This is a genomic window from Nocardioides sp. NPDC087217 (assembly GCF_044744805.1).
Taxonomy (GTDB): domain Bacteria; phylum Actinomycetota; class Actinomycetes; order Propionibacteriales; family Nocardioidaceae; genus Nocardioides.
Genome location: NZ_JBIUZB010000002.1, coordinates 263508 through 283577, shown reverse-complemented (window position 1 = coordinate 283577; position 20070 = coordinate 263508). Strand labels below are relative to the sequence as shown.

Genomic DNA, 20070 nt, shown 5'->3' with positions numbered 1-20070 from the left:
AGCGCTCGCGGAACCTACGGTGTGTCGTCGTGCGAGCGTGCGAAGGTGAGGATCTCGTCGGTGGCGCCGTTCATCCAGACGTCCTGGCAGGCCTGCGCCATCTCCTCGAGGCCGTCGACGACCGTGCCGAAGACGTTGCCCGGCACCCAGCCCTGGTCGCCGTTGATCAGCAGGTTGTTGCGGCCGTAGAAGAGGGCGAGGTCGACGATCTCGGTCATCTCCCCCGGCCCGCGGTCCTCCGGGTAGCCGTAGGACGGGTTGCCGAGGTCGTCGGAGGAGAAGGCGAAGTAGCACAGGTCGCCGGGGATCGGGGTGACCGTCGTGTTCTCCTTGCCGGGCTCCTTCGCGGCGAAGGCGGGCACCAGGTTGTAGATCTCGTTGCGGGCGTACTTGCCGTGGAAGACCTGGCCGCTGAGCGGCAGTGCGTCCCACACGGCGCCGGCGGTGCGTGGCGCCTCCTCGTCGAGCAGGCGGGCGAGGCAGGAGACGCCGCGGCGCTCCAAGGTGATGGTGATGTAGCGGCTCATCGGGCTCCTCGAGGATTGTCGACAGGTCGGACGAACAGCTCACCGCTGGCCCGCTCATAGGCCCGCGCCGCGCGCAGCACCCGGGCGTCGTCGTGTCGGGCCCCGACGATCTGGAGGCCGACGGGCAGCCCCGCGCCGGTGGTGCCGCAGGGCACGCTCGCCGCCGGCTGCTGGGTCATGTTGAACGGGTAGGTGTAGGGCGTCCAGCTCGGCCACCACTGCGAGGGCCAGCCCTTGGGCGCCTGCAGCCCCCGCTCGAAGGCGGTGATCGGCATGGTCGGGGTGACCAGCAGGTCGTACGTGTCGTGGAACCGCCCCATCAACCGGCCGAGGTCCATCCGGACCGCGGTGGCGTCCAGGTAGTCGGCCGCGGAGCCTCGGCCCTTGGTCTCGATGCCCTCGCGCAGCAGCGGGTCGATCTTGTCGATCGCGCCGGGCGGGTAGGCGTCGAGCACCTTCGCCGCTCCGCAGAACCAGAGCACCTCGAACGCCTCGACCGGGTCGGTGAAACCGGGATCGACCTCCTCGACCTGGGCGCCCTCGGACGCGAGCACGGCGACCGCCTCGCGGACCAGCCGCTCGACCTCCGGGTCGTTCTCGACGTACCCGAGCGTGGGCGAGAACCCGATCCTCAGCCCTTCGACGCCGTCGTCCAGACCGGCCAGGAACGAGGATCCCGGCGTCGGCATCGCCGACCAGTCGCGGGAGTCGAAGCCGGCGATCACGTCGAGCAGCGCCGCCGCGTCGGTCACGGTCCTGGTCATCGGGCCGGCGTGCGAGAGGGTACCGAAGGGGCTGGCGGGATAGAGCGGAATCAGTCCGTAGGTCGGCTTGATCGTCACCGTGCCGGTGAAGGAGGCCGGGATCCGGACCGAGCCACCGCCGTCGGTGCCGAGCGCCCACGGGCCCATACCGAGACCGACCGCCGCCGCGGCACCACCGCTGGAGCCGCCCGAGGTCAAGCCCGGATCCCAGGGGTTGCCGGTGGAGCCGTGGCGGAGCGAGTCGGTGACGCCCTTCCAGGCGAACTCCGGAGTGGTCGTCTTCCCCGTGATCACGGCACCGGCCTCACGCAGCCGTGCGACCGCGGGAGCGTCCTCGGGCCACGGCCCGGCCTCGTCGATGAGCCAGGTGCCGCGGATTGTCGGCAATCCTGCGGTCCACAGGATGTCCTTGACCGAGGTCGGTACGCCGTCGGCGCTGCCGAGCGGATGTCCGGCCCGCCATCTCTCGGTGGACGCGGTCGCCTGCGCCAGCGCGCCGTCGGGGTCGACGCGGACGAACGCGTTCACCGCGGGGTCATGCTCGTCGATCGCGTCGAGCACCGACCGTGTCGCGTCGAGGGGGGTGAAGGCGCCCGAGCGATATCCGGCCACGAGCTCGGCGGCGGTCAGGGCGCTGAGCTCGGACCCGGCCGCGGTCCTCGGGTCGGTCATCGGGTCGGTCATGGCCTCTCCCCCTGCTCCGCGACGACGAAGCCGCGCTGCTTGTCGACGACGTTCAGCAGCGGCTCGCCGCTCAGCCAGCGCCGGGCGTTGTCGACGAACTGGTCTGCCAGCGCCTCTCGCCACCCCTCGTAGTCGCCGGACATGTGTGCCGAGACCGCCACCCCAGGCATGGTCCACAACGAGCTCTCGGCCGGCAGCGGCTCGACCTCGAAGACGTCCAGCGACGCCGCCTCGACCGGGCCGTCGCGGAGCGCGGAGACGAGCGCGGCCTCGTCGACGATCTGCCCGCGGCCGACGTTGACCAGATGGCTGCCCGGCTTCATCGCCGCGAGCACGTCTTCGCTGATCAGGCCACGGGTCTCGTCGGTCAGCGGGGCCGTGACGACGACGTGGTCGGCCCAGCCGACGTGTGCGGCGAGGTCGGCGCTGGCGACGACCTCACCGAAGTCGGGATCGCCACTGCGAGCGGTGCGGCCGGCGCCGCGTACGTCCATCCCGGCCGCGCGCAGCAGCCGGGCCGTCTCGCGACCGATCGCGCCGGTGCCGACCACGAGCGCGGTCTCGGCGCTGATCAGCCGAGTCTCGCGGCGCAGCCACTTCCGGGCCGACTGCAGGTCATGGCTGAGGTGGATGTCCTTGGCCACGGCCAGGATCGAGCCGAGCACGAACTCCGCCATCGCCCGGTCGAAGATCCCGCGGGCGTTGGTGACGACGACCTCGGAGGCGACCAGCTCCGGGAACAGCAGCTTGTCGACCCCGGCGGCCGCGACATGGAGCCAGCGCAGCGAGCCGGCGCTCGGCCAGGCGTCGCGGACGGCCTCGGAGAAGTAGTCCCACAGCAGCAGCGCCTCGGCGCCGCGAAGCGCGTCGGGCAGGCCCGCGGCATCGGTGTAGGTGAGCTCGGCATCGGCCTCGAGGCGCTCCATCCCGGCGGGTCTGCCCCCGTCGGGCGGGCAGAGGATCGTGACGGCGGGGCGCCGGGACGTCTCCAAGAAATCCTCCGTCGCACTCGACACACCTCGGCAACAATCCGAGACTACGCTAGGAGGGCAGATTGAAGATTGTCAACAATCCTAGCGAGGTGCCATGTCCCCGACGGTACGCATCGCCGTGGTCGTTCCCCATGACATGGTGCTCGACCACGAGCTGTGGCGGTGGGCCCCGCCCGACACCAGCCTGCTCTTCAACCGGACACCCTTCACGGGCCGTGAGGTCACCCTCGAGATGGCCGAGGAGATCAGCGAGACCGCGGTCGTCGAGCAGGCCGTGCGCGACCTCGCGGCCGCCGAACCCCACCTCTACGTCTACGCCTGCACCTCCGGCAGCTTCGTCCACGGCCGGCATGGCGAGCGGCGGCTGGCCGCTGCGATGAGCCGGGCCGGCGGCGCACCCGCGATCACCACCTCCGGCGCGGTGCTGGAGTCGCTCTCCGCTCTCGGTGTCTCCCGGGTCGCGGTCGCGACCCCCTACGACGTCGCGCTCGCCGGCCGGTTCGGCCGCTTCCTGGCAGAGGCCGGGATCACCGTCGTGAGCACCGGCGACCTCGGGCTGGGCCACCACATCTGGGAGGTTCCGTACGAGACCACGCTCGACCTGGTGCGAACCGCCGACACCGACGCCGCCGAGGCGGTCGTCGTCTCGTGCACGAACCTGGCGACGTACGACATCATCGGCCGCCTCGAGGCCGAGCTCGGAAAGCCGGTGATCTCCGCGAACCGCGCGACCATGGAGGCCGCGCTCCGGATGGTCGGGCGTACCCCACCGGCCGCCGAGGATCTGTTGGGGCATGCCTCATGACCCGGCCACCGGTCGTCGGACTGCTCTATCCCGGCTACGCGGCCGAGGACGACTTCCCGGCGCTCGAGAACGCGCTCGGCGGCGCGATCTGGCTACCGCTGGTCCACACCTCCATGGGTCGCGACGAGCACACGGTCGAGGCCCTCCTCGACACCGGCTCCGCGGCCCGGCTCGCGCAGGGTGCCGACGCGATCGCGGCCCACTCCCCCGACGCGGTGATGTGGGCGTGCACGTCGGGCAGCTTCGTCTACGGCCGCGACGGCGCCGCTGCCCAGGCGGCCGCGATCAGCGAGCGCCTGGGCGTCCCCGCCTCGTCGACCTCGATCGCCTTCGTCGAGGCGGCCCGGGCGCTCGGGCTCGAGAAGGTCGCCGTCGCCGCCTCCTACCCCGAGGAGCTGGCCGGACACTTCAGCACCTTCCTCGAGGCGGGTGGGGTCGAGGTGGTCTCCTTCGGCGCCAGCGGGATCTTCACCGCCGTCGACGCCGGCCGTCTCGGCCCGGATGCGGTCCTCGAGATGACCCTGTCGGTGGATGTTCCCGAGGCCGAGGCCGTACTCGTCCCCGACACCGCGCTACACACGCTGACCTGCATCGATACGTTGGAGAAAGCCCTCGGAAAACCCGTGCTGACGGCCAACCAGGTGACCGTCTGGGAGGGCCTGCGACTCGCCGGGACGCCCCGCCCCCTGCCTCGGCTCGGCACCCTCTTCAGGTAGCGTCGCGGCTTTACATAAACCTCCCGTCCCACCCCGCGCCACCTTCAGCGCGCCCTAGCCAAGGCGCACAGACAGCGCTAACGTGGCGCAGATTGTTGACAAACCTACAGTCAACACTGCGGGTCAAACGCGGTCCCCAGCCATCAATCACACCGAGCAGGTGAGAAGAAATGTCAGGAACCCCAACCATCCCCTCCGCCGAGGCACAACCCGACAAATCGAAGCTCCGAAGAGCCATCACCGGCTCAGCGGTCGGTAATGCGACAGAGTGGTTCGACTACGGCGCCTTCGCCTACGTCGCGACCGAGATCACTGCCAACTTCTTCCCGGAGTACGGCTTCGCCGGCACAGCTCTGACCTTTGCGATCTCGTTCATCCTGCGACCGCTCGGCGGCCTCTTCTGGGGCCCCCTCGGTGACCGCATCGGGCGCCAGCGCGTCCTCGCGATGACGATCATCCTGATGGCCGGCGCGACCTTCCTGGTCGGCTGCCTGCCGACGTACGACTCGGTCGGCGTCTGGGCCGTGGTGCTGCTCGTGCTGCTCCGGGTGATCCAGGGATTCTCGACCGGCGGTGAGTATGGCGGCGCCGCGACGTACATGGCCGAGTGCGCACCCGACAAGAAGCGTGGGTTCTACGGCAGCTTCCTGGAGTTCGGCACCATCGTCGGCTTCACCGCCGCCATCGCCGTCGTGTTCATCACCGAGTCGATCATCGGTGACGCGGCGATGACCGAGTGGGGCTGGCGTATCCCGTTCCTCATCGGTGGCCCGATCGGCCTCATCGGCCTCTACATCCGGACCAAGCTCGAGGAGACGCCGGTCTTCCAGGAGCTCGAGACGCAGGACGCCGTGGAGGGCGGCGCCGGGGCCGCGCTGAAGGATCTCTTCGCGCTGTTCTGGAAGCCGATCCTCACCCTGATCGGCCTGGTCGCTGCGCTCAACATCGCCAACTACACCCTGCTGGCCTACATGGCGACCTACCTGCAGGAGGAGGCCGGCTTCAGCAGCTCCGACGCCGACCTGCTGGTCATCTTCGGACAGATCGCGATGCTGGTCTTCCTGCCGATCGCCGGATCGCTCTCGGACAAGGTCGGCCGCAAGCCGATGTGGGGAGGCTCGTTCATCGGGCTGATCGTGCTGTCGGTCCCGATGTTCCTCCTGATCGGCCAGGGCTTCTGGCCGGCGGTCCTCGGGTTCACCGTGCTGGGCATCGTCTACGTCGCCCAGCTCGCGACGATCTCGGCGACCTTCCCGGCGATGTTCCCCTCGCAGGTGCGCTACGGCGGCATGGCGATCGGCTACAACATCTCCACCGCCGCCTTCGGTGGGACGGCGCTGTACGTCAACAACGCACTGATCGGCGCCACCGGTGACGTGCTGATGCCGGCGTACTACATGATCGCCGGATCCGTGGTCGGCCTGATCGCGCTGTTCTTCGTCGTCGAGACGGCGGGCAAGTCGATCCGAGGGACCGAGATCCCGGGTACGCCGGAGTCCGAGGCGGAGCTCGCCGAGCTCGACAGTCTCGACAAGACCGTCTGATCAGCGTCTGCGAACGAGCGTGCCGGGCGCGAACCGCGTACCCGGCACGCTCGGTCGATCCGCTCACTGCCGGACCGGCCACATGCAATGATTGTCAACAATCAAACTCTTCTCGGTAGTCCATCGGAGACCACGTTGACAGTGACATCGAGCTTCGAACCCGTGCACAAGGAGTCGACGGCCTCGGTCATCGCTCGCCAGCTGCGTACGGCGATCATGGAGCGCACCCTGCAGCCCGGTGCACAGCTGAGCGAGACCGCGCTCTCGGCCCAGTTCGGCGTCAGCCGCGGCCCGCTGCGCGAGGCGATGCAGCGCCTGGTCCAGGAGGGCCTGCTCCGCAGCGAGCCCAACCGCGGGCTCTTCGTGATCGAGCTCGACGAGGCCGACATCCGAGACATCTACGTGGCCAGGGCAGCCGTCGAGGGTGCCGCCGCCACGATGATCGCCAAGGCACGGGTCCCCGCGGCGCTGCGCGAGCTCCGGGCCGCCTGCGACGCGATGACCAAGTCCCTCGAGCTGGGCGACCCAGCGAAGCTGAGCGATGCCGACTTCCGCTTCCACGACGTGCTCGTGCAGTGCTCCGGGAGCCGGCGCCTTGCCCGCATGCACCAGACCCTGATCGTCGAGACGCGGATGTGCCTGACCGCGCTGGAGGGCACCTACCAACAGCCGCTCGAGCTGGTCGAGGAGCACATCCAGATCGTCGACGCCATCGAGGCGGGCGACGCGAAACTGACCCTCAAGCGCGTCGAGCTGCACATGGACGAGGCGCTACGGCGCCTCATCCACGCCGAGGACAACGACGAGGGTTACGTCTAGACGCGTGACAGCATCCTGAGTCGACGCTCGCTCTCACTGCCGGGCTCTGCCGTGAACACTGTCAGAGCCTGGGGTCGCTCGGGGTCGTGGAGAGTCTGGCCGTGCAGCTCGATCTCGCCGACCTCGTCGTGGATCAGGCGCTTCGCATCGCAGTAGGGCCCGGCCACCGGGTGTTGGCTCCACAGCTCCTCGAACTCGGGGCTTGAGCGCCGCAGCTCGGTGATCATCGCGTCGGCGTGGGGATTCCTGGTGGACGCGGCCGTGTGCGCGAGCTGGGCGACCAGCGCACGGCTGTGCGCGGGATGATCCTCGGTGGGCGTGTGCCGGCGCGACGTCGGGTCGATGAACCACCGATAGATGCGGCTGCGCATCATCCCGGAGTAGCGGGTCTCGTCCCCGAGCAGAGCGACCGCCGCGGGGGTCTGCAGCAGGGTCTCGCCGACCTCGTCGACGATGAGGGCCGTCTCGTCCTGGAGCCGGTCGAAGATCCGCCGCAGGCCCGGGCTGATCCCGTGTCGCGGGTCCGCCGGACGTACGGCTGGATGGCCCGCCAGGCGCAGAAGGTGATCGAGCTCGTCGGAGCTGAGCTGCAGCCCTCGGGCGATGGCCGCGAGCACCTGTGCTGACGGCACCGGGCCACGCGGTTGCTCGATGCGGGTGTAGTAGTGCGTGGAGATGCCACTGAGCTCTGCGACCTCGTCGCGCCGGAGTCCCGGCGTCCGGCGGTGACCTCCCCTGGGAAGTCCGACGTCCTCCGGTTGGAGCGCCTCGCGGCGCGTGCGCAGAAACTCTGCGAGTCGTACGCGATTCACGTCTTCCCAACAACGGCAGGCGATCGCTTAGTCCCCTCCAGCCTTGTCATGACCGGGCATGGATGGGGTCCGTCGGGCGAAGCACCGTAGTGGCATGACAAGCATCGACCTGACCTATGACGTCCCCGGCCACTGGGTGGCCGGCACCGTCGTCCCCGCGACCACCACGATGGAGATCGTCAGCCCTGTTGACGGGCGAGTGGTCGCCACCGCTCCGCTCGGCACCCCCGCCGACGTCGACCGGGCGGTCGAGGCCGCTCGTACGGCGCTTCCGGGTTGGGCCGGCATCGGCCCCGCCGCCCGAGCCGATGTGCTGCGAGCCCTCGCGGACGAGCTGACGGCTCGCGGCGAGCGGATCGCTCGGACCATCTCGACCGAGATCGGCGTGCCGATCGTCTTCTCCCGGCTCGCGCAGGCGGCGTTCCCACCGTTGGTGACCACCGCGGTCGCCGACCTGGCCGCTGAGATCTCGTGGGAGGAGCGGGCCGGCAACGCGATGCTCGTCCGTGAACCCGTCGGGGTCGTCGGTGCCATCACCCCCTGGAACTTCCCGCTCCAGCAGGTCGTGACGAAGGTCGTCCCGGCGCTGCTGGCCGGCAACACGGTGATCCTCAAGCCTGCCGAGACCGCTCCGCTGACCGGACCGATCCTGGCCGAGGCAGCAGCGGCCGCCGGGATCCCGGCCGGTGTGTTGAACATCGTCTACGGCACCGGAAGCGTCGTGGGAGAGGCCATCGCGGCGCACCCGGGCATCGACATGGTGTCGTTCACGGGCTCGACGGCCGCGGGCAGGCGTGTCGCGGCGGTCGCGGCCGACACGGTCAAGCGAGTGGGGCTCGAGCTCGGTGGCAAGAGCGCCAGCATCGCGCTCGACGATGCCGACCTCGACGAGGTGGTCGCGGAGACCCTGCAGTACGCCTGGAGCAACAGCGGTCAGGCCTGCGGCGCCTGGACACGGCTGCTCGTCCCCGCCGCACGACACGACGAGATCGTGGCGAAGCTGCGCGAGGCCGCCGCCGAGTACACGGTGGGCGACCCTGCCGATGAGACGACCCGGCTCGGACCGGTCGCCTCCGAGGCCCAGTGGCAACGGGTGAACGGCTACATCGAGAAGGGACTCGCGGAGGGAGCCCAGCTGGTCGTCGGCGGGCCCGGACGGGTGCCCGGCCTGGAAGGCGGTGCGTTCATCCGCCCGACGATCTTCGCGAACGTCGACCCGGACTCGACGATCGCCCAGGAGGAGATCTTCGGACCGGTGCTCAGCGTCATCGCCTACACCGACGAGGACGATGCGGTGCGGATCGCCAACAGCACGCCGTACGGCCTCACGGCGGCGGTGTTCGGGAGTCCCGGCCGAGCCCTCTCGGTCGCGCGGCGGCTCGAGGTCGGCCAGGTCCATGTCAATGGTGGGGCGTTCACGCCGCTGGCGCCTTTCGGTGGACGCAAGCAGTCCGGGACCGGCCGAGAGATGGGCAAGGCCGGGATCGAGGAGTTCACCGAGCTGAAGGCGATCCTGCTCTGACGGGGCCGTGCCTGCGCCTCCGGTCCCGGGGGCGCAGGCACGGCGCAGGTCGTTGGATCACATCGCGATCCCGACGTACTTGGTCTCGAGGAACTCCTCGATCCCGGTACGCCCGCCCTCCCGCCCCAGTCCCGAGGCCTTGACGCCGCCAAAGGGCGCGGCGGGGTTGGAGACCACGCCCTGGTTCAGCCCGACCATCCCCGACTCGAGCGCCTCGGCGACTCGCAGGCCACGGCGCAGGTCGTTGGTGAAGACGTAGTTGACCAGCCCGTACTCGGTGTCGTTGACCGCCTCGACCACCTCGTCCTCGGTGTCGAACGGCGTCAGCGGCGCGACTGGCCCGAAGATCTCCTCGCTGCCCATCTTCGCGGAGGCGGGGACGCCGGTGAGCACGGTCGGCGGGTAGAAGTAGCCGGGCCCGTCAGGAGCGGTGCCGCCGGTCAGCACCCGGGCACCACCGGCGACCGCGTCGTCGACGAGGGTCTGCACCTTCTCCCTGGCCGCCTCGTCGATGAGCGGCCCGACGCGTACGCCCTCCTCGACGCCACGGCCGACAGGCAGCTCGGACATCGCCTTGGCGAGCCGGTCGCCGAACTCCTCGATGACCGATCGCTGCACGTAGATCCGGTTGGCGGCCGTGCACGCCTCCCCCGTGTTGCGCATCTTCGCGGCCATCGCACCGGCGACGGCCTCGTCGATGTCGGCGTCCTCGAAGACGACGAAGCCGGCGTTGCCGCCGAGCTCCATGGACGTACGCAGCACCTGCTCCGCACTCTGGGCGAGCAGCACCCGCCCGACGGCCGTGGAACCGGTGAAGGAGAGCTTGCGGATCACGCCGGAGCGCAGCAGCGGCTCGGTCAGCTCACCGGGCCGGGTCGTCGGCAGAATGTTGACAACGCCCTCGGGCACGCTGGCCTCACGCAGGATCTCCCCCAGCGCCAGCATCGAGAGCGGCGTCTGCTGGGCGGGCTTGATGATGCTGGTGCAGCCGGCCGCGATCGCCGGCCCGATCTTGCGGGTCCCCATCGCCATCGGGAAGTTCCACGGCGTGATCAGCAGCGCCGGCCCGACCGGCTGCTTCGTGATGAGGAAGCGGGAGCCGCCGGCGGGCGCGGTCTGGTAGCCACCCTCGATCCGCACGGCCTCCTCGGCGAAGTGACGGAAGAACTCCGCGGCGTACGCGATCTCGCCTCGCGCCTCGGCCAGCGGCTTGCCCATCTCGAGCGTCATCAGCAGCGCGAGGTCGTCGATGCGCTCGTGCAGGAGGTCGAAGGCGGCCATCAGCATGTCCGCGCGGGCGCGGGGCGCCGTCGCGGCGAACTCCTTCTGCGCGCCCGCGGCGGCGTCGAGCGCACGGCGGCCGTCCTCGGGGGTCGCGTCGGCGACCGCACAGAGCACCTCCCCCGTCGACGGGTCGAGCACGTCGAAGGTCGCTCCGTCGCCGGCATCCACCCACTGACCTGCGACCAGAAGCCCCTTCGGCACCTCTGCCACGACCCGCGCCTCGTTCGGTTCTCCGCCCATCCCGCATCAGCCTCCAAGGTCAGCATTCGACTGTCCTACTGACAGCCGTCGAACGCTCGCCTACTGTAGTAGCCAGTCGGATTGTCGACAATCAACAGGAGTTCACGGTGGCCAAGCTCTCCCCCATCCTCAAGCAGGCAACTCCGGTCGTGGCGGCTCGCGGCGAAGGCGTTCAGCTCTTCGACGAGGACGATCGCCGCTATCTCGACTTCACCGCTGGCATCGGCGTGACCAGCACCGGGCACAGCCACCCGAAGGTCGTCGAGGCCACCCAGCGCCAGATCGCCAACCTGGTCCACGGGCAGTACACGACGGTCAGGCACCGCCCGCTCCTCGACCTGGTCGACCGCCTCGGCCCCGTCCTCCCCGCCGGCCTCGACAGTCTCTTCTTCGCCAACTCCGGCTCGGAGGCCGCCGAGGCCGCGATCCGGCTGGCTCGCCAGGCCACCGGCCGCCCCAACATCGTCGTCTTCCACGGTGGCTTCCACGGACGGACCGTCGCGGCCGCCTCGATGACCACCTCGGGCACCAAGTTCCGTGCCGGCTTCAGCCCACTGATGGCCGGCGTCGTGGTCTCCCCGTTCCCCGACGCACCCCACTTCGGCTGGCCGCAGGAGCAGGCGACCGAGTTCGCGCTGCGCCAGCTCGACTACACGCTGCAGACCCAGAGCGCCCCCGCCGACACGGCCGCGTTCCTCGTCGAGCCGGTCCTCGGCGAGGGCGGCTACGTGCCTGCCGATCGGGCCTTCCTCGACGGCCTGCGCGAGCGCGCCGACCGGCACGGCATCCTGCTCATCATCGACGAGGTCCAGACCGGCTTCGGCCGCACCGGCGAGTTCTGGGGACACGACCACTTCGGCTCCCGTCCCGACATCATCATGACCGCCAAGGGCCTGGCCTCGGGGTTCCCGCTGTCTGCGATCGCGGCGAGCGAGGCGCTGATGTCGAAGGCCTGGCCCGGCTCGCAGGGCGGCACCTACGGCGCCAACGCCGTCGCCTGCGCCGCGGCCCTGGCGACCCTCGACGTCATCGAGGAGGAGGGCCTGGTGAAGAACGCCGCCCACCGCGGGGCCGAGCTCCGCTCCGCGCTCGAGCAGGTCGCGAGCAAGCACGAGGCGATCACCGACGTACGCGGCCTCGGGCTCATGCTCGGCAACGAGTTCCGCACCCCTGACGGCGAGCCCGACGGCGCCACCGCCGCCGCGGCCCAACAGGAGGCTGCCCGGCGCGGCCTGCTGCTGCTCACCTGCGGCGCATGGGGCCAGGTCGTGCGGTTCATCCCGGCCCTCGTCGTCGACTCCGCGGCCATCGACGAGGCCGCCGGCATCTGGGCCCAGTCCGTCGACGCCGTCCTCGGCTGAGTGCCGGGTCCCCGCACGATGACGGACGATCTCGAGCGATTGCTCCGCTGGGAGGAGGCCGGCGCGACCTGGGAGGCGATCTGGCCGCGCGCCGGTGAGGTGACCATCGTGCTGTGCACCTGCGACAGCGGCGAGGAGGTCGACCGCTACACCTCGGCGGCGGCCGACCTGCTCGACCACGTGCGGAGTCACTCCGCGGGGTGATATCCGGTTGCCCACGGCATAGGCGTTCTCGAATGATGGCCGGATGACTCCGACTGAGGTGTGGCCGCTGTTCGGCCTGGTGATCCGGACCCCGCGCCTGGAGCTGCGGCTCCCGACCGACGTCGAGCTCGCGCGCTTGGCGCAGGTGGCGGCCGACGGCGTGCACGAACCGACCCAGCGGCCGTTCCTGACCCCGTGGGCGGAGCGGCCGCCGCTGGAACGAGCCCGCCACGTGATGCGCGGCGCCTGGTCCAGCCGGGGTGACTGGAAGCCCGAGGACTGGAGCCTGGGGCTGGCCGCCTTCCTCGACGGCGACCCCATCGGGGTCGTGTGGGTCTCGGCGAGCGAGTTCGCCACCCGACGCGAGGTCAGCACCGCGTCCTGGCTCGGCCTGCGACACCACCGCCGCGGTTTGGGTACCGAGGCCCGCCTGGGCGCCCTCACCCTGGTCTTCGACCACCTCGGCGGCGCCTACGCCACCTCCGAGGCGTTCCCCGACAACGCCGCCTCCGTCGGGGTGTCGACGAAGCTCGGCTACGAGCCCGACGGCATCTCCCGTGACGTACGCGAAGGAGAGGTGCTCGTCTCCCACCGCCTCCGGCTCGGCCGGGAACGGTGGGAGCGCAACGACCGCAGCGAGATCGAGGTCAGCGGCCTGGAGCCGTGCCTGCCCCTGTTCGGCGCGGCGTAGACCGGCTCAACGCAGGAAGCAGAAGACGAAGACGGCCACGCACAGGACCAGCGACAACGTGGCGTTGAGGGCGAGATTGCGGCCGAAGTCGCGGGACCGGATGTGTGCCGAGACGGCGAGCACGAAGTAGACCACCAGTGCCACGCTGGTCAGCGCCCCGACGTACGGCACCCACAACCCGGCGACGAGGCCGGCGGTGGCGGCGACCTTGACCCACGGCATCACCGGCCACAGCGCCCGCGGCAACCCGACGTCGGTGAAGCACTGGGCGATGAAGCCGACCGGCTTGAAGCACATCGCCGCATCGCCGATCTGGATCACCGCGAGCACCACGACCGGCCACCACGGGTCCGGACGTTCATTGACGTACGCCGCAACGACCCCGCCGAGGTCCTCCTGGCCCGCCGCGTACATCCCGGTGACGACGAGCGTGGCCAGCGACAGCACGAGGCCGACCCCGGCACGGCCCAGTCTCCGGTCCCCCACCCGCAGGTGCGCCCCGATCGCGAGCACGAAGAAGACCACGAACCCGGCGGCCGCGACGATCCCGACAGCCGGGACGGCGAGACCGACCAGCAGGCCCAGGAAGCCCAGCGCGTAGGACGCCCCGATCGGGAACCTCAGCCATTCCAGCGGCACCGAGAGCCGTTGGGCCTCGGTCACGGGTATCCGGTGCCCGGTCAGGTTGAGCACCGCCGCGCCGAGCGCGGCGATCGAGGCGATGAGGGTCAGCGCGAGATAGGTAGCCGTCATGGCCATCCAGACACCGGCGGCCCCACGGTTGTGACGGGGACCTACCTGCTCAGCAGCCCCGCGATCGCGCCGAGCCCCGCGAGGCCGGCGTCACGGACCGCCACGACCGGGGCGTTGTCGACCTGGCCGATCACCCCGACCAGCCGAGAAGCCCGAATCAGCCGAGATGTAGCCGGCCGCCGGGTGCGGTCGTAGGCCACGAGCGCACTCTCGACGCGGGCGTGGCCGGCGAGCTGCGCGGCCAGGACGGCGGCGTCCTCGATAGCGGCGCAGGCGCCCTGCCCGAGGTTGGGGGTCGTCGCGTGCGCCGCGTCGCCGAGGAGCGCGACCCGCCCATGGTCGAACCGCTTCAGCGGCAGCCGCAGATCACAGATGTCTCCGCGGAGGACGGCGCTCGGAGGCGTCGCCGCCAGCAGCTGCGGGATCGGCTCGTGCCAGTCGCCGACCAGCGCGGTGACGTCGGCATGGTGGTCCCCGCCGGTCTCCCCCGCCGGCCGGTTGGCGGTCACGAACCAATACGTCCGGCCATCCACCAGCGGGGCGTAGCCGACGCGCACCCCGGTCCCCCAGGTCTCGCCTCCCGTGGTCGATGCGTCACCGGGCACCGGCTCCGCGGTGACACCGCGGTAGGCGGTGTAGCCGGCATAACGTACGTCCTCGCGCTGGTGCAGCTCGTTCCTGATCGTGCTGCGGATCCCGTCGGCGGCGACCACCACGTCGGCGTCGTCGAGATCAGCCAGGCTGGTGACGGTCACTCCGGTGCGTACCTCGATCCCGTCGCGCGTCTCCAGCTCGCTCACCAGCGCCTCGTGCAGCCGGGCCCGGTGCACCATCACCGGGGTCCGCTCGGCGGCATCCGCACCCACCTTCGCCAGCCAGCGCCCGTCGGGCCGCCGCAACCCCGCCTGGATCGCCGGCCGGGTCCCGTCCACGAGCCGATCCGCGACCCCGAGATCGGCGAGGATCTTCCACGCTCGCGGCCAGATCGAGAGGCCGGCCCCGACCTCGCCCAGCTCCGGCGCACGCTCCAGCACGGTCACCTGCCACCCCACCCGGGACAGCGCGAGCGCCGTCGTGAGCCCGCCGATCCCCGCACCGACCACCAGGGCACTCCGGCTGCTCGTCGATCCACTCACGACGCGCAATCTAGCCGACGTCGCCGGCCATGGCCCGGGCAGACGAGCTCGTACGTCACGACCGCACCCTGCTCTCGCCCCCGTCGGTCGAGGCGGTCACCTCCTGGGCGTCCAGTCCGCGCCCGGGATGCCGCCCTGCGGCAGGGTGAAGGTGTATCCCTCGGCCAACTTCTCCGGGAGCACCGTCTCGACCGCGTCGACGGTGTTCTCGCGGTTGCCACCGCCGTCGTGGGCGAGGGCCACCGCGCCGGGGCGGATCGCCGCCCGGAGGTTGCTCGCCAGCGTCTCCGCGGACAGATCGTTGCCGTCCCAGTCGAAGATCACGTTGCCCAGCCCGAGCGGCTGCATGCCGAGGGATGCAGCGACCTCTGCGGTGTTGCCCCAGCTGCCGTTGGGAGCCCGGAAGTACGGCACCTGCTGAGCCGGGTCTCCCAGCACCTCGCGGATCGTCGCCAGGTTGGCCTTGAGATCCCGCTCGACCTGGGCGTGCGACCAGCTGCCCATGTCGGCGTAGGACGTGGAGTGGTTGCACAGCGTGTGGCCCGCGGCGACGATGCGTCCCAGGATCTCGCTGCCGCCGGGCGCGGTGATGTTCTGGCCGATGACACAGAACACCGCGGTGACCTCGTGAGCGGCCAGGATCTCCAGCAAGCGATCCGTCTCGCCGGGGTTCGGGCCGTCGTCGAAGGTGAGAGCGGCAACTTTGCCCGTGCCCCTGGCGGCGGCGAGCGGCGTCGAGGTCGGACTGACCGCGCCTCCCGGCACGAACCCCAGGTCCGGGCTGGCCTGCCAGTCGCTGCTCGTGCTCCAGACAGTCATGGCAGACTCCTTCGACATCGTTGTCGAACACGATCGAGGCGCAGCTGATCCGTGTCAAGGACCGAGTCGTTCCCACAAGTCTGAGTACTCACACTCATGCGCGCCGTAGCCCGATCGGCGAGGCTGGAGACATGAAGCTTCTCGTACGCCTCGCCGTGATCCTCGGCGGCAGCCTCCTGTTCTCGACCGTGATGACCAACCTCTTCCCGACCGAGGACGCGAACATCGGCGCCGGCCTGATCTACTTCGCGCTGCTGCTCACCGTCTCGGGGATCTGGGGACTGTGGGACGGCCACCATGCGGATGCCCTTCCGCCCGTCTTCGTACGCTGGGCGCTGATCGCCGGCGTGGTCGGACTCAGCGGCCCGGTCCGGATCTGGTTCGAGGAGGGTCGCGACTTCGACGTGCTGTGGAGCGATCTGTGGAACCTGACCCCGTTCCTCGCCGGTCTCGTCCTCGCTCCCGCAGCGGTCGGGATCGGCATCGGCTACGCCCTCAACAGCGGCCGGAGGATCGCGCGGAGCACGCCGCACCAGCCGTCCCTCTAGGCTCTCCCCAGCAACCGACCCAGCAGTCGACCCAGAGGAGCCAAGATGACCACCTTCCGCGAGGCGATCGAGGCCAAGGACATGGACGCCGTGGAGGCGATGCTCGCCGAGGACGTCGTGTTCACCAGCCCGGTCGCGTTCAAGCCCTACCCCGGCCGAGCGATCACCGCCGCGATCCTGCGCGCCGTGGTGAAGGTGTTCGAGGACTTCACCTACGTGCGCGAGATCCACGACGGCGTCCACCACGCCTACGAGTTCACCGCCAAGGTCGACGGCCTCGATCTCAACGGCTGCGACTTCCTGACCTATGACGCGCAGGGGAAGATCGTCGACTTCAAGGTGATGGTCCGCCCGCTGCGTGCCGCCGAGGCCCTCGCCGTCCGGATGGGCGAGCAGTTCGAGGAGATCAAGGCCGCCGCCATGCGCGGCTGAGGCCGTCAGTCGACGGGTCGCCCCTGCCGGCGCTCCTCGAGCCGCTGCTGTGCCTCGGGCAGGAACTTCAGGCACGGCGCGTCCGACTCGGGATGCTTCTGCGTCAGGTGGAAGATCCATCGGTCCATCGCCGCCATGAACCCGTTGTCCTCACCGGCACGGTAGGTCGCCCACTTGATCCTGTCCCTGACGACGCACTCCGTGCAGGTGATCTTGTAGACGAACTGCTCCTGCGCGTCGAGGTCGATCCTCACCGTGGCCAGGGGCCCGGCCTGCGAGGCTGCCTTCCGCTCACGAGCGGACCTGCTCGCTGTCATGCTGCACCTCGTTCTGATCGGGAGACGAAGCCTACGTCAGCCACACCGGACAGTTCGCCTCGGAGTCAGCGCGACGCGAGGTTCAAGCGCGAGTGAGATAGCCGGCCAACGCAGTGCGGAGCTCGGCCGTGAGTGCATCACGGGTTGCCGGGTCGGGAGCCTCGGTGATCAACGGCATCATGCCGCGAACGATCTGGATGGCGACGGTGGCGACGCGATCGACGTCTGCCGGCTCGCGCTCGGTCATGAACCGTCCGATCAACGTCGCGACCGTCTGGTGCATGGCTTGCTGAACCGGGGCGACGGCATCGCGCATGTCGGCCGGCAGGTCAGATCGCGCGAAGAGGGCCTTGAACCCGGGGTGAGTGAGGTTGAACTCGACCAGCGGACCGACCACTGCGTCGATCGAGGCCTCGATCGACGCCTCCTGGCCGACGTCCATGATCGTTCGGCGCACACCGGAAAGCTCAGTTGCGTAGTGCTCGCTGAGCGCGCGGGCGATGTCGGCCTTGCTGCTGAAGAACTGATAGAGCGAGCCCGGCGAGATGCCGGCCTCGGCCGCGATCGCGTTGGTCGTCGCAGCATCCGGTCCGCGTTCGGCGAAGACCACCGCGGCCGCACGCACGATCTCGCGCATTCGCTCTTCCCCACGCGCCTGCCGCTTGCGGCGCGGCCGGATCGGAGCCGCAGGATCGGTCATCGTCGCCCTTCCTTGAAATATGCGAGTAGATACTCGTATATTTATCGCGAGCATCTACTCGTAAAACTAGCAGGGAGAGCGCGACCATGGTCGAGCCGATCCGCGAACTGACCCCCACCTCCGCCCCCACCACCCCCACCGCACCGGCATTCAGCTCGACCTGGCTGGCGAAGCTGGCCCGTCTCGTCGCCCGTCGTCCCGGATGGATCCTCGGCATCGCGATCAGCGCGTTGCTCGTTCTCGGGTTCGTCGCCTCCGGGGCGATGTCATCGTTCGTACTGTCTCGCTGGGAGGTGCCGGGCACCGAGTCGGTGGCAGCACAGGACGAGCTCACCGAGCGTTTCGGCACCGGCACCCCGAACGTCATCCTGCTCGTCGAGGCGACCGGCGGATCGGTCGATGACCCCTCTGTCGAGCGGGAGGCCATGGCAGTCTCCGCCGACCTCGACGATGAGCCGCGGGTGGCGGAGGTCTGGTCCTACTGGTCGACCGGTCGGGACCCTTCCATGCGCAGCGACGACGCCGGCTCCGCCGTCGTTCTCGCCCATGTCGCCGGCGATGCCACGAGTGCGCGTGAGGTGATCGCGCGCCTGATTCCTGCTTACACGATCCACGGCGAGGCGATCGAGGTACGCGTGGCCGGCGGAGAGGCGGCCTCGACTCAGATCAGCGAGCAGGCAGCGCTCGACTTCGTGCGCGCCGAGCTGATCATCCTTCCGCTGATGTTCGCGCTGCTGCTGATCATCTACCGCCGGCTCAGCTTCGCGCTGCTGACCCTCGGCGTCGGTGTCTTCGCGGTGGTCAGCACGCTGGCCGGACTGCGCGCCCTGACCGGTGTGACCGAGATAGCCTCGTTCGCCGCGAACATCACCCTGGTGATGGGCATCGGCCTGGGCGTCGACTACAGCCTGTTCGTGATCTCCCGATTCCGCGAGGCCCTCGGTGCAGGTCGATCGGTACCGGACGCTCTGGCCGAGACCCTGGACACGGCCGGACGTACGGTGATCTTCAGTGGTCTGACGGTCGCTGCGGCGATGTCGATGCTGTTCGTCCTGCCGTACGACTTCCTGCGCTCCTTCGCATGGGCCGGCGTCCTCACCGTCCTCGCGGCGGGCATCGGCGCCATCGTCGTTCTCCCGGCCGCACTCGCCGTCATCGGCGCACGAATGACCCGGCGCGGTCGCACTCTCCCGGCCTCGAAGCCGATCGAGACCGGGCGCTGGTACCGACTGGGGCGACGGGTGATGGATCGTCCGCTCGCCTGGGGCGGGATCACGCTGATCAGCCTGATCGCACTCGCCGCGCCCGCGGCCGGCGTTCAGATCGGAGTCCCCGACGACCGCGTACTCCCTCCAGGACATTCCGTGCGCGACACCTACGACGAGCTGCGCACAGGCTTCTCGGCCGAGCCCAACGATGCCCTTCAGGTCGTCAACACCGGCCCCGCCGTGGCTCCCCAGGACATCGCCGAGTACGCGACCGACCTCTCCACCGTGGACGGGATCGTGCAGGTCAACTCCCCCGCCGGGGTCTTCGCTGGCGGCACCCGCATCGCCCCGGCACCCGACCGCCTCGACCGAGCCGACGGGCAACGCCTCGAGGCGGTCCCGTCACGCGCTGCGCTCGACGCCGGCGTCCCGACCAAGCTCGTCCACCAGGTGCGTTCCCTGGACAGCCCCTTCAGCCAACAGGTGGTCGGGGGTGACCCGGCGGAGCTGGTCGACTTCCGCGACGCACTGATGGAGCGGCTCCCGCTGGTCGGCGCCCTGATCCTGATGGTCACCTTCGTGCTGCTCTTCCTGTTCAGCGGCAGCCTGCTGATCCCACTGAAGGCAGTGCTCCTGAACATGGTGAGCATCGCCGTGATGTTCGCGGTGCTCACCGTCGTCTTCCAGAACGGGATGTTCGCCAACCTCCTCGGCTTCACCCCCATCGGCACCCTCGACCCCGCGTTCCCGATACTCATGTTCTGCGTCGTCTACGGGCTGTCGATGGACTACGAGGTGTTCATGGTCTCCCGCATCCGCGAGGAGTACGACCGAACCGGCGACAATCGGCAAGCCGTGCTCGTCGGCCTGCAACGCTCCGCCCCGCTGATCACGGCAGCAGCCGTCACCCTCGCGGTCTCCTTCGCCGTCTACGCCTCGGGCGAAGTCATGTATCTGAAGATGATCGGCATCGGTACGGCCGTGGCCATCCTCCTCGACGCCACGATCATCCGCGGTGTCCTCGTGCCGGCAGCCATGCGGCTGGGCGGCCGCGCGAACTGGTACCTGCCGCCCTGGCTGAACCGCATCTTCGGCCGCCTCAGGCTCCGCGAATCGTGACCCGGTCAGCAGGAGGTGACCACGTCGAAGCGGCCGCCCGCCGACTCCTGGAGGGTCGTCATGGTGGCGTCTC

The 20070-nt window shown here is 69.8% G+C and carries 21 protein-coding genes; 11 read left to right on the top strand and 10 right to left on the bottom strand.

Annotated features, from left to right (window positions below; translation table 11 throughout):
* Window positions 1-14: 14 nt before the first annotated feature.
* Genes ACIO3S_RS08655 through ACIO3S_RS08645 form a run of 3 tightly spaced genes read right to left on the bottom strand, consistent with a single transcriptional unit; the run spans window position 15 to window position 2967 of the window.
* Complete coding sequence (locus ACIO3S_RS08655; RefSeq protein ID WP_400461774.1) at window positions 15-527, bottom strand: DUF3830 family protein; 513 nt, start codon at window positions 525-527, stop codon at window positions 15-17.
* Window positions 524-1975 carry an amidase gene (locus ACIO3S_RS08650; RefSeq protein WP_400461771.1) on the bottom strand — a complete coding sequence of 484 codons (1452 nt, stop codon included), beginning with the start codon at window positions 1973-1975 and terminating at the stop codon, window positions 524-526. The genes ACIO3S_RS08655 and ACIO3S_RS08650 overlap by 4 nt, the downstream gene beginning before the upstream one ends.
* Window positions 1972-2967, bottom strand: coding sequence for a D-2-hydroxyacid dehydrogenase (locus ACIO3S_RS08645; protein ID WP_400461768.1), 996 nt, complete (start codon window positions 2965-2967; stop codon window positions 1972-1974). The genes ACIO3S_RS08650 and ACIO3S_RS08645 overlap by 4 nt, the downstream gene beginning before the upstream one ends.
* 94 nt (window positions 2968-3061) lie before the next feature.
* On the opposite strand from ACIO3S_RS08645, the gene ACIO3S_RS08640 reads away from it, so the two are divergent.
* From ACIO3S_RS08640 to ACIO3S_RS08625, 4 genes are all read left to right on the top strand, one after another.
* A complete protein-coding gene (locus tag ACIO3S_RS08640; RefSeq protein ID WP_400461765.1) occupies window positions 3062-3772 on the top strand; it encodes an aspartate/glutamate racemase family protein in 711 nt (236 codons plus the stop codon).
* A complete protein-coding gene (locus ACIO3S_RS08635) occupies window positions 3769-4488 on the top strand; it encodes a maleate cis-trans isomerase (RefSeq protein ID WP_400461762.1) in 720 nt (239 codons plus the stop codon). The genes ACIO3S_RS08640 and ACIO3S_RS08635 overlap by 4 nt, the downstream gene beginning before the upstream one ends.
* 170 nt (window positions 4489-4658) lie before the next feature.
* The gene (locus tag ACIO3S_RS08630; RefSeq protein ID WP_400461759.1) at window positions 4659-6032 is read left to right on the top strand and encodes an MFS transporter; all 1374 of its coding nucleotides are present in this window, start codon (window positions 4659-4661) and stop codon (window positions 6030-6032) included.
* A 141-nt stretch (window positions 6033-6173) separates the two neighbouring features.
* Window positions 6174-6851, top strand: coding sequence for a GntR family transcriptional regulator (locus ACIO3S_RS08625; protein ID WP_400464585.1), 678 nt, complete (start codon window positions 6174-6176; stop codon window positions 6849-6851).
* On the opposite strand, the gene ACIO3S_RS08620 is transcribed toward ACIO3S_RS08625, so the two are convergent.
* Window positions 6848-7663, bottom strand: a complete 816-nt coding sequence (locus ACIO3S_RS08620; protein ID WP_400461756.1) for a helix-turn-helix transcriptional regulator — start codon at window positions 7661-7663, stop codon at window positions 6848-6850. The genes ACIO3S_RS08625 and ACIO3S_RS08620 overlap by 4 nt on opposite strands.
* 94 nt (window positions 7664-7757) lie before the next feature.
* Between ACIO3S_RS08620 and ACIO3S_RS08615 the strand changes: the two genes are divergently transcribed.
* Window positions 7758-9185 (top strand): aldehyde dehydrogenase family protein, encoded by a 1428-nt coding sequence (locus tag ACIO3S_RS08615; protein ID WP_400461753.1) that lies wholly within the window; start codon window positions 7758-7760, stop codon window positions 9183-9185.
* Window positions 9186-9242: 57 nt separating this feature from the next.
* On the opposite strand, the gene ACIO3S_RS08610 is transcribed toward ACIO3S_RS08615, so the two are convergent.
* Window positions 9243-10709 carry an NAD-dependent succinate-semialdehyde dehydrogenase gene (locus tag ACIO3S_RS08610; protein WP_400461750.1) on the bottom strand — a complete coding sequence of 489 codons (1467 nt, stop codon included), beginning with the start codon at window positions 10707-10709 and terminating at the stop codon, window positions 9243-9245.
* A gap of 107 nt (window positions 10710-10816) precedes the next feature.
* On the opposite strand from ACIO3S_RS08610, the gene ACIO3S_RS08605 reads away from it, so the two are divergent.
* From ACIO3S_RS08605 to ACIO3S_RS08595, 3 genes are read left to right on the top strand one after another with little or no spacing between them, the layout of a single operon-like run.
* The gene (locus ACIO3S_RS08605) at window positions 10817-12070 is read left to right on the top strand and encodes an aspartate aminotransferase family protein (protein WP_400461747.1); all 1254 of its coding nucleotides are present in this window, start codon (window positions 10817-10819) and stop codon (window positions 12068-12070) included.
* Between the two features lie 18 nt (window positions 12071-12088).
* Window positions 12089-12274 (top strand): hypothetical protein, encoded by a 186-nt coding sequence (locus ACIO3S_RS08600; RefSeq protein ID WP_400461744.1) that lies wholly within the window; start codon window positions 12089-12091, stop codon window positions 12272-12274.
* Window positions 12275-12317: 43 nt separating this feature from the next.
* Window positions 12318-12965 carry a GNAT family N-acetyltransferase gene (locus tag ACIO3S_RS08595; protein WP_400461741.1) on the top strand — a complete coding sequence of 216 codons (648 nt, stop codon included), beginning with the start codon at window positions 12318-12320 and terminating at the stop codon, window positions 12963-12965.
* Window positions 12966-12971: 6 nt separating this feature from the next.
* On the opposite strand, the gene ACIO3S_RS08590 is transcribed toward ACIO3S_RS08595, so the two are convergent.
* The 3 genes from ACIO3S_RS08590 to ACIO3S_RS08580 form a co-directional block, all read right to left on the bottom strand.
* Window positions 12972-13724, bottom strand: coding sequence for a DoxX family protein (locus ACIO3S_RS08590; protein WP_400461738.1), 753 nt, complete (start codon window positions 13722-13724; stop codon window positions 12972-12974).
* Between the two features lie 35 nt (window positions 13725-13759).
* Entirely contained in the window at window positions 13760-14854 is a 1095-nt protein-coding gene (locus tag ACIO3S_RS08585; RefSeq protein WP_400461735.1) for an FAD-dependent oxidoreductase, read from the bottom strand.
* 96 nt (window positions 14855-14950) lie between these two features.
* Entirely contained in the window at window positions 14951-15673 is a 723-nt protein-coding gene (locus tag ACIO3S_RS08580; RefSeq protein WP_400461732.1) for a polysaccharide deacetylase family protein, read from the bottom strand.
* 131 nt (window positions 15674-15804) lie between these two features.
* On the opposite strand from ACIO3S_RS08580, the gene ACIO3S_RS08575 reads away from it, so the two are divergent.
* Together ACIO3S_RS08575 and ACIO3S_RS08570 are read left to right on the top strand one after the other, a co-directional pair.
* Entirely contained in the window at window positions 15805-16221 is a 417-nt protein-coding gene (locus tag ACIO3S_RS08575) for a hypothetical protein (RefSeq protein ID WP_400461730.1), read from the top strand.
* Between the two features lie 45 nt (window positions 16222-16266).
* Window positions 16267-16653 (top strand): nuclear transport factor 2 family protein, encoded by a 387-nt coding sequence (locus ACIO3S_RS08570; protein ID WP_400461727.1) that lies wholly within the window; start codon window positions 16267-16269, stop codon window positions 16651-16653.
* Window positions 16654-16658: 5 nt separating this feature from the next.
* Here ACIO3S_RS08570 and ACIO3S_RS08565 read toward each other — a convergent pair whose 3' ends face one another.
* Both ACIO3S_RS08565 and ACIO3S_RS08560 read right to left on the bottom strand, forming a co-directional pair.
* On the bottom strand, window positions 16659-16970 hold the full coding sequence (locus ACIO3S_RS08565; RefSeq protein WP_350720590.1) for a hypothetical protein: 312 nt from the start codon (window positions 16968-16970) through the stop codon (window positions 16659-16661).
* Window positions 16971-17052: 82 nt separating this feature from the next.
* Window positions 17053-17670, bottom strand: a complete 618-nt coding sequence (locus tag ACIO3S_RS08560) for a TetR/AcrR family transcriptional regulator (RefSeq protein WP_400461723.1) — start codon at window positions 17668-17670, stop codon at window positions 17053-17055.
* Between the two features lie 86 nt (window positions 17671-17756).
* Here ACIO3S_RS08560 and ACIO3S_RS08555 point away from each other — a divergent pair, with 86 nt between their 5' ends.
* Window positions 17757-19997 (top strand): MMPL family transporter, encoded by a 2241-nt coding sequence (locus ACIO3S_RS08555; RefSeq protein ID WP_400461720.1) that lies wholly within the window; start codon window positions 17757-17759, stop codon window positions 19995-19997.
* Window positions 19998-20070: the final 73 nt, after the last annotated feature.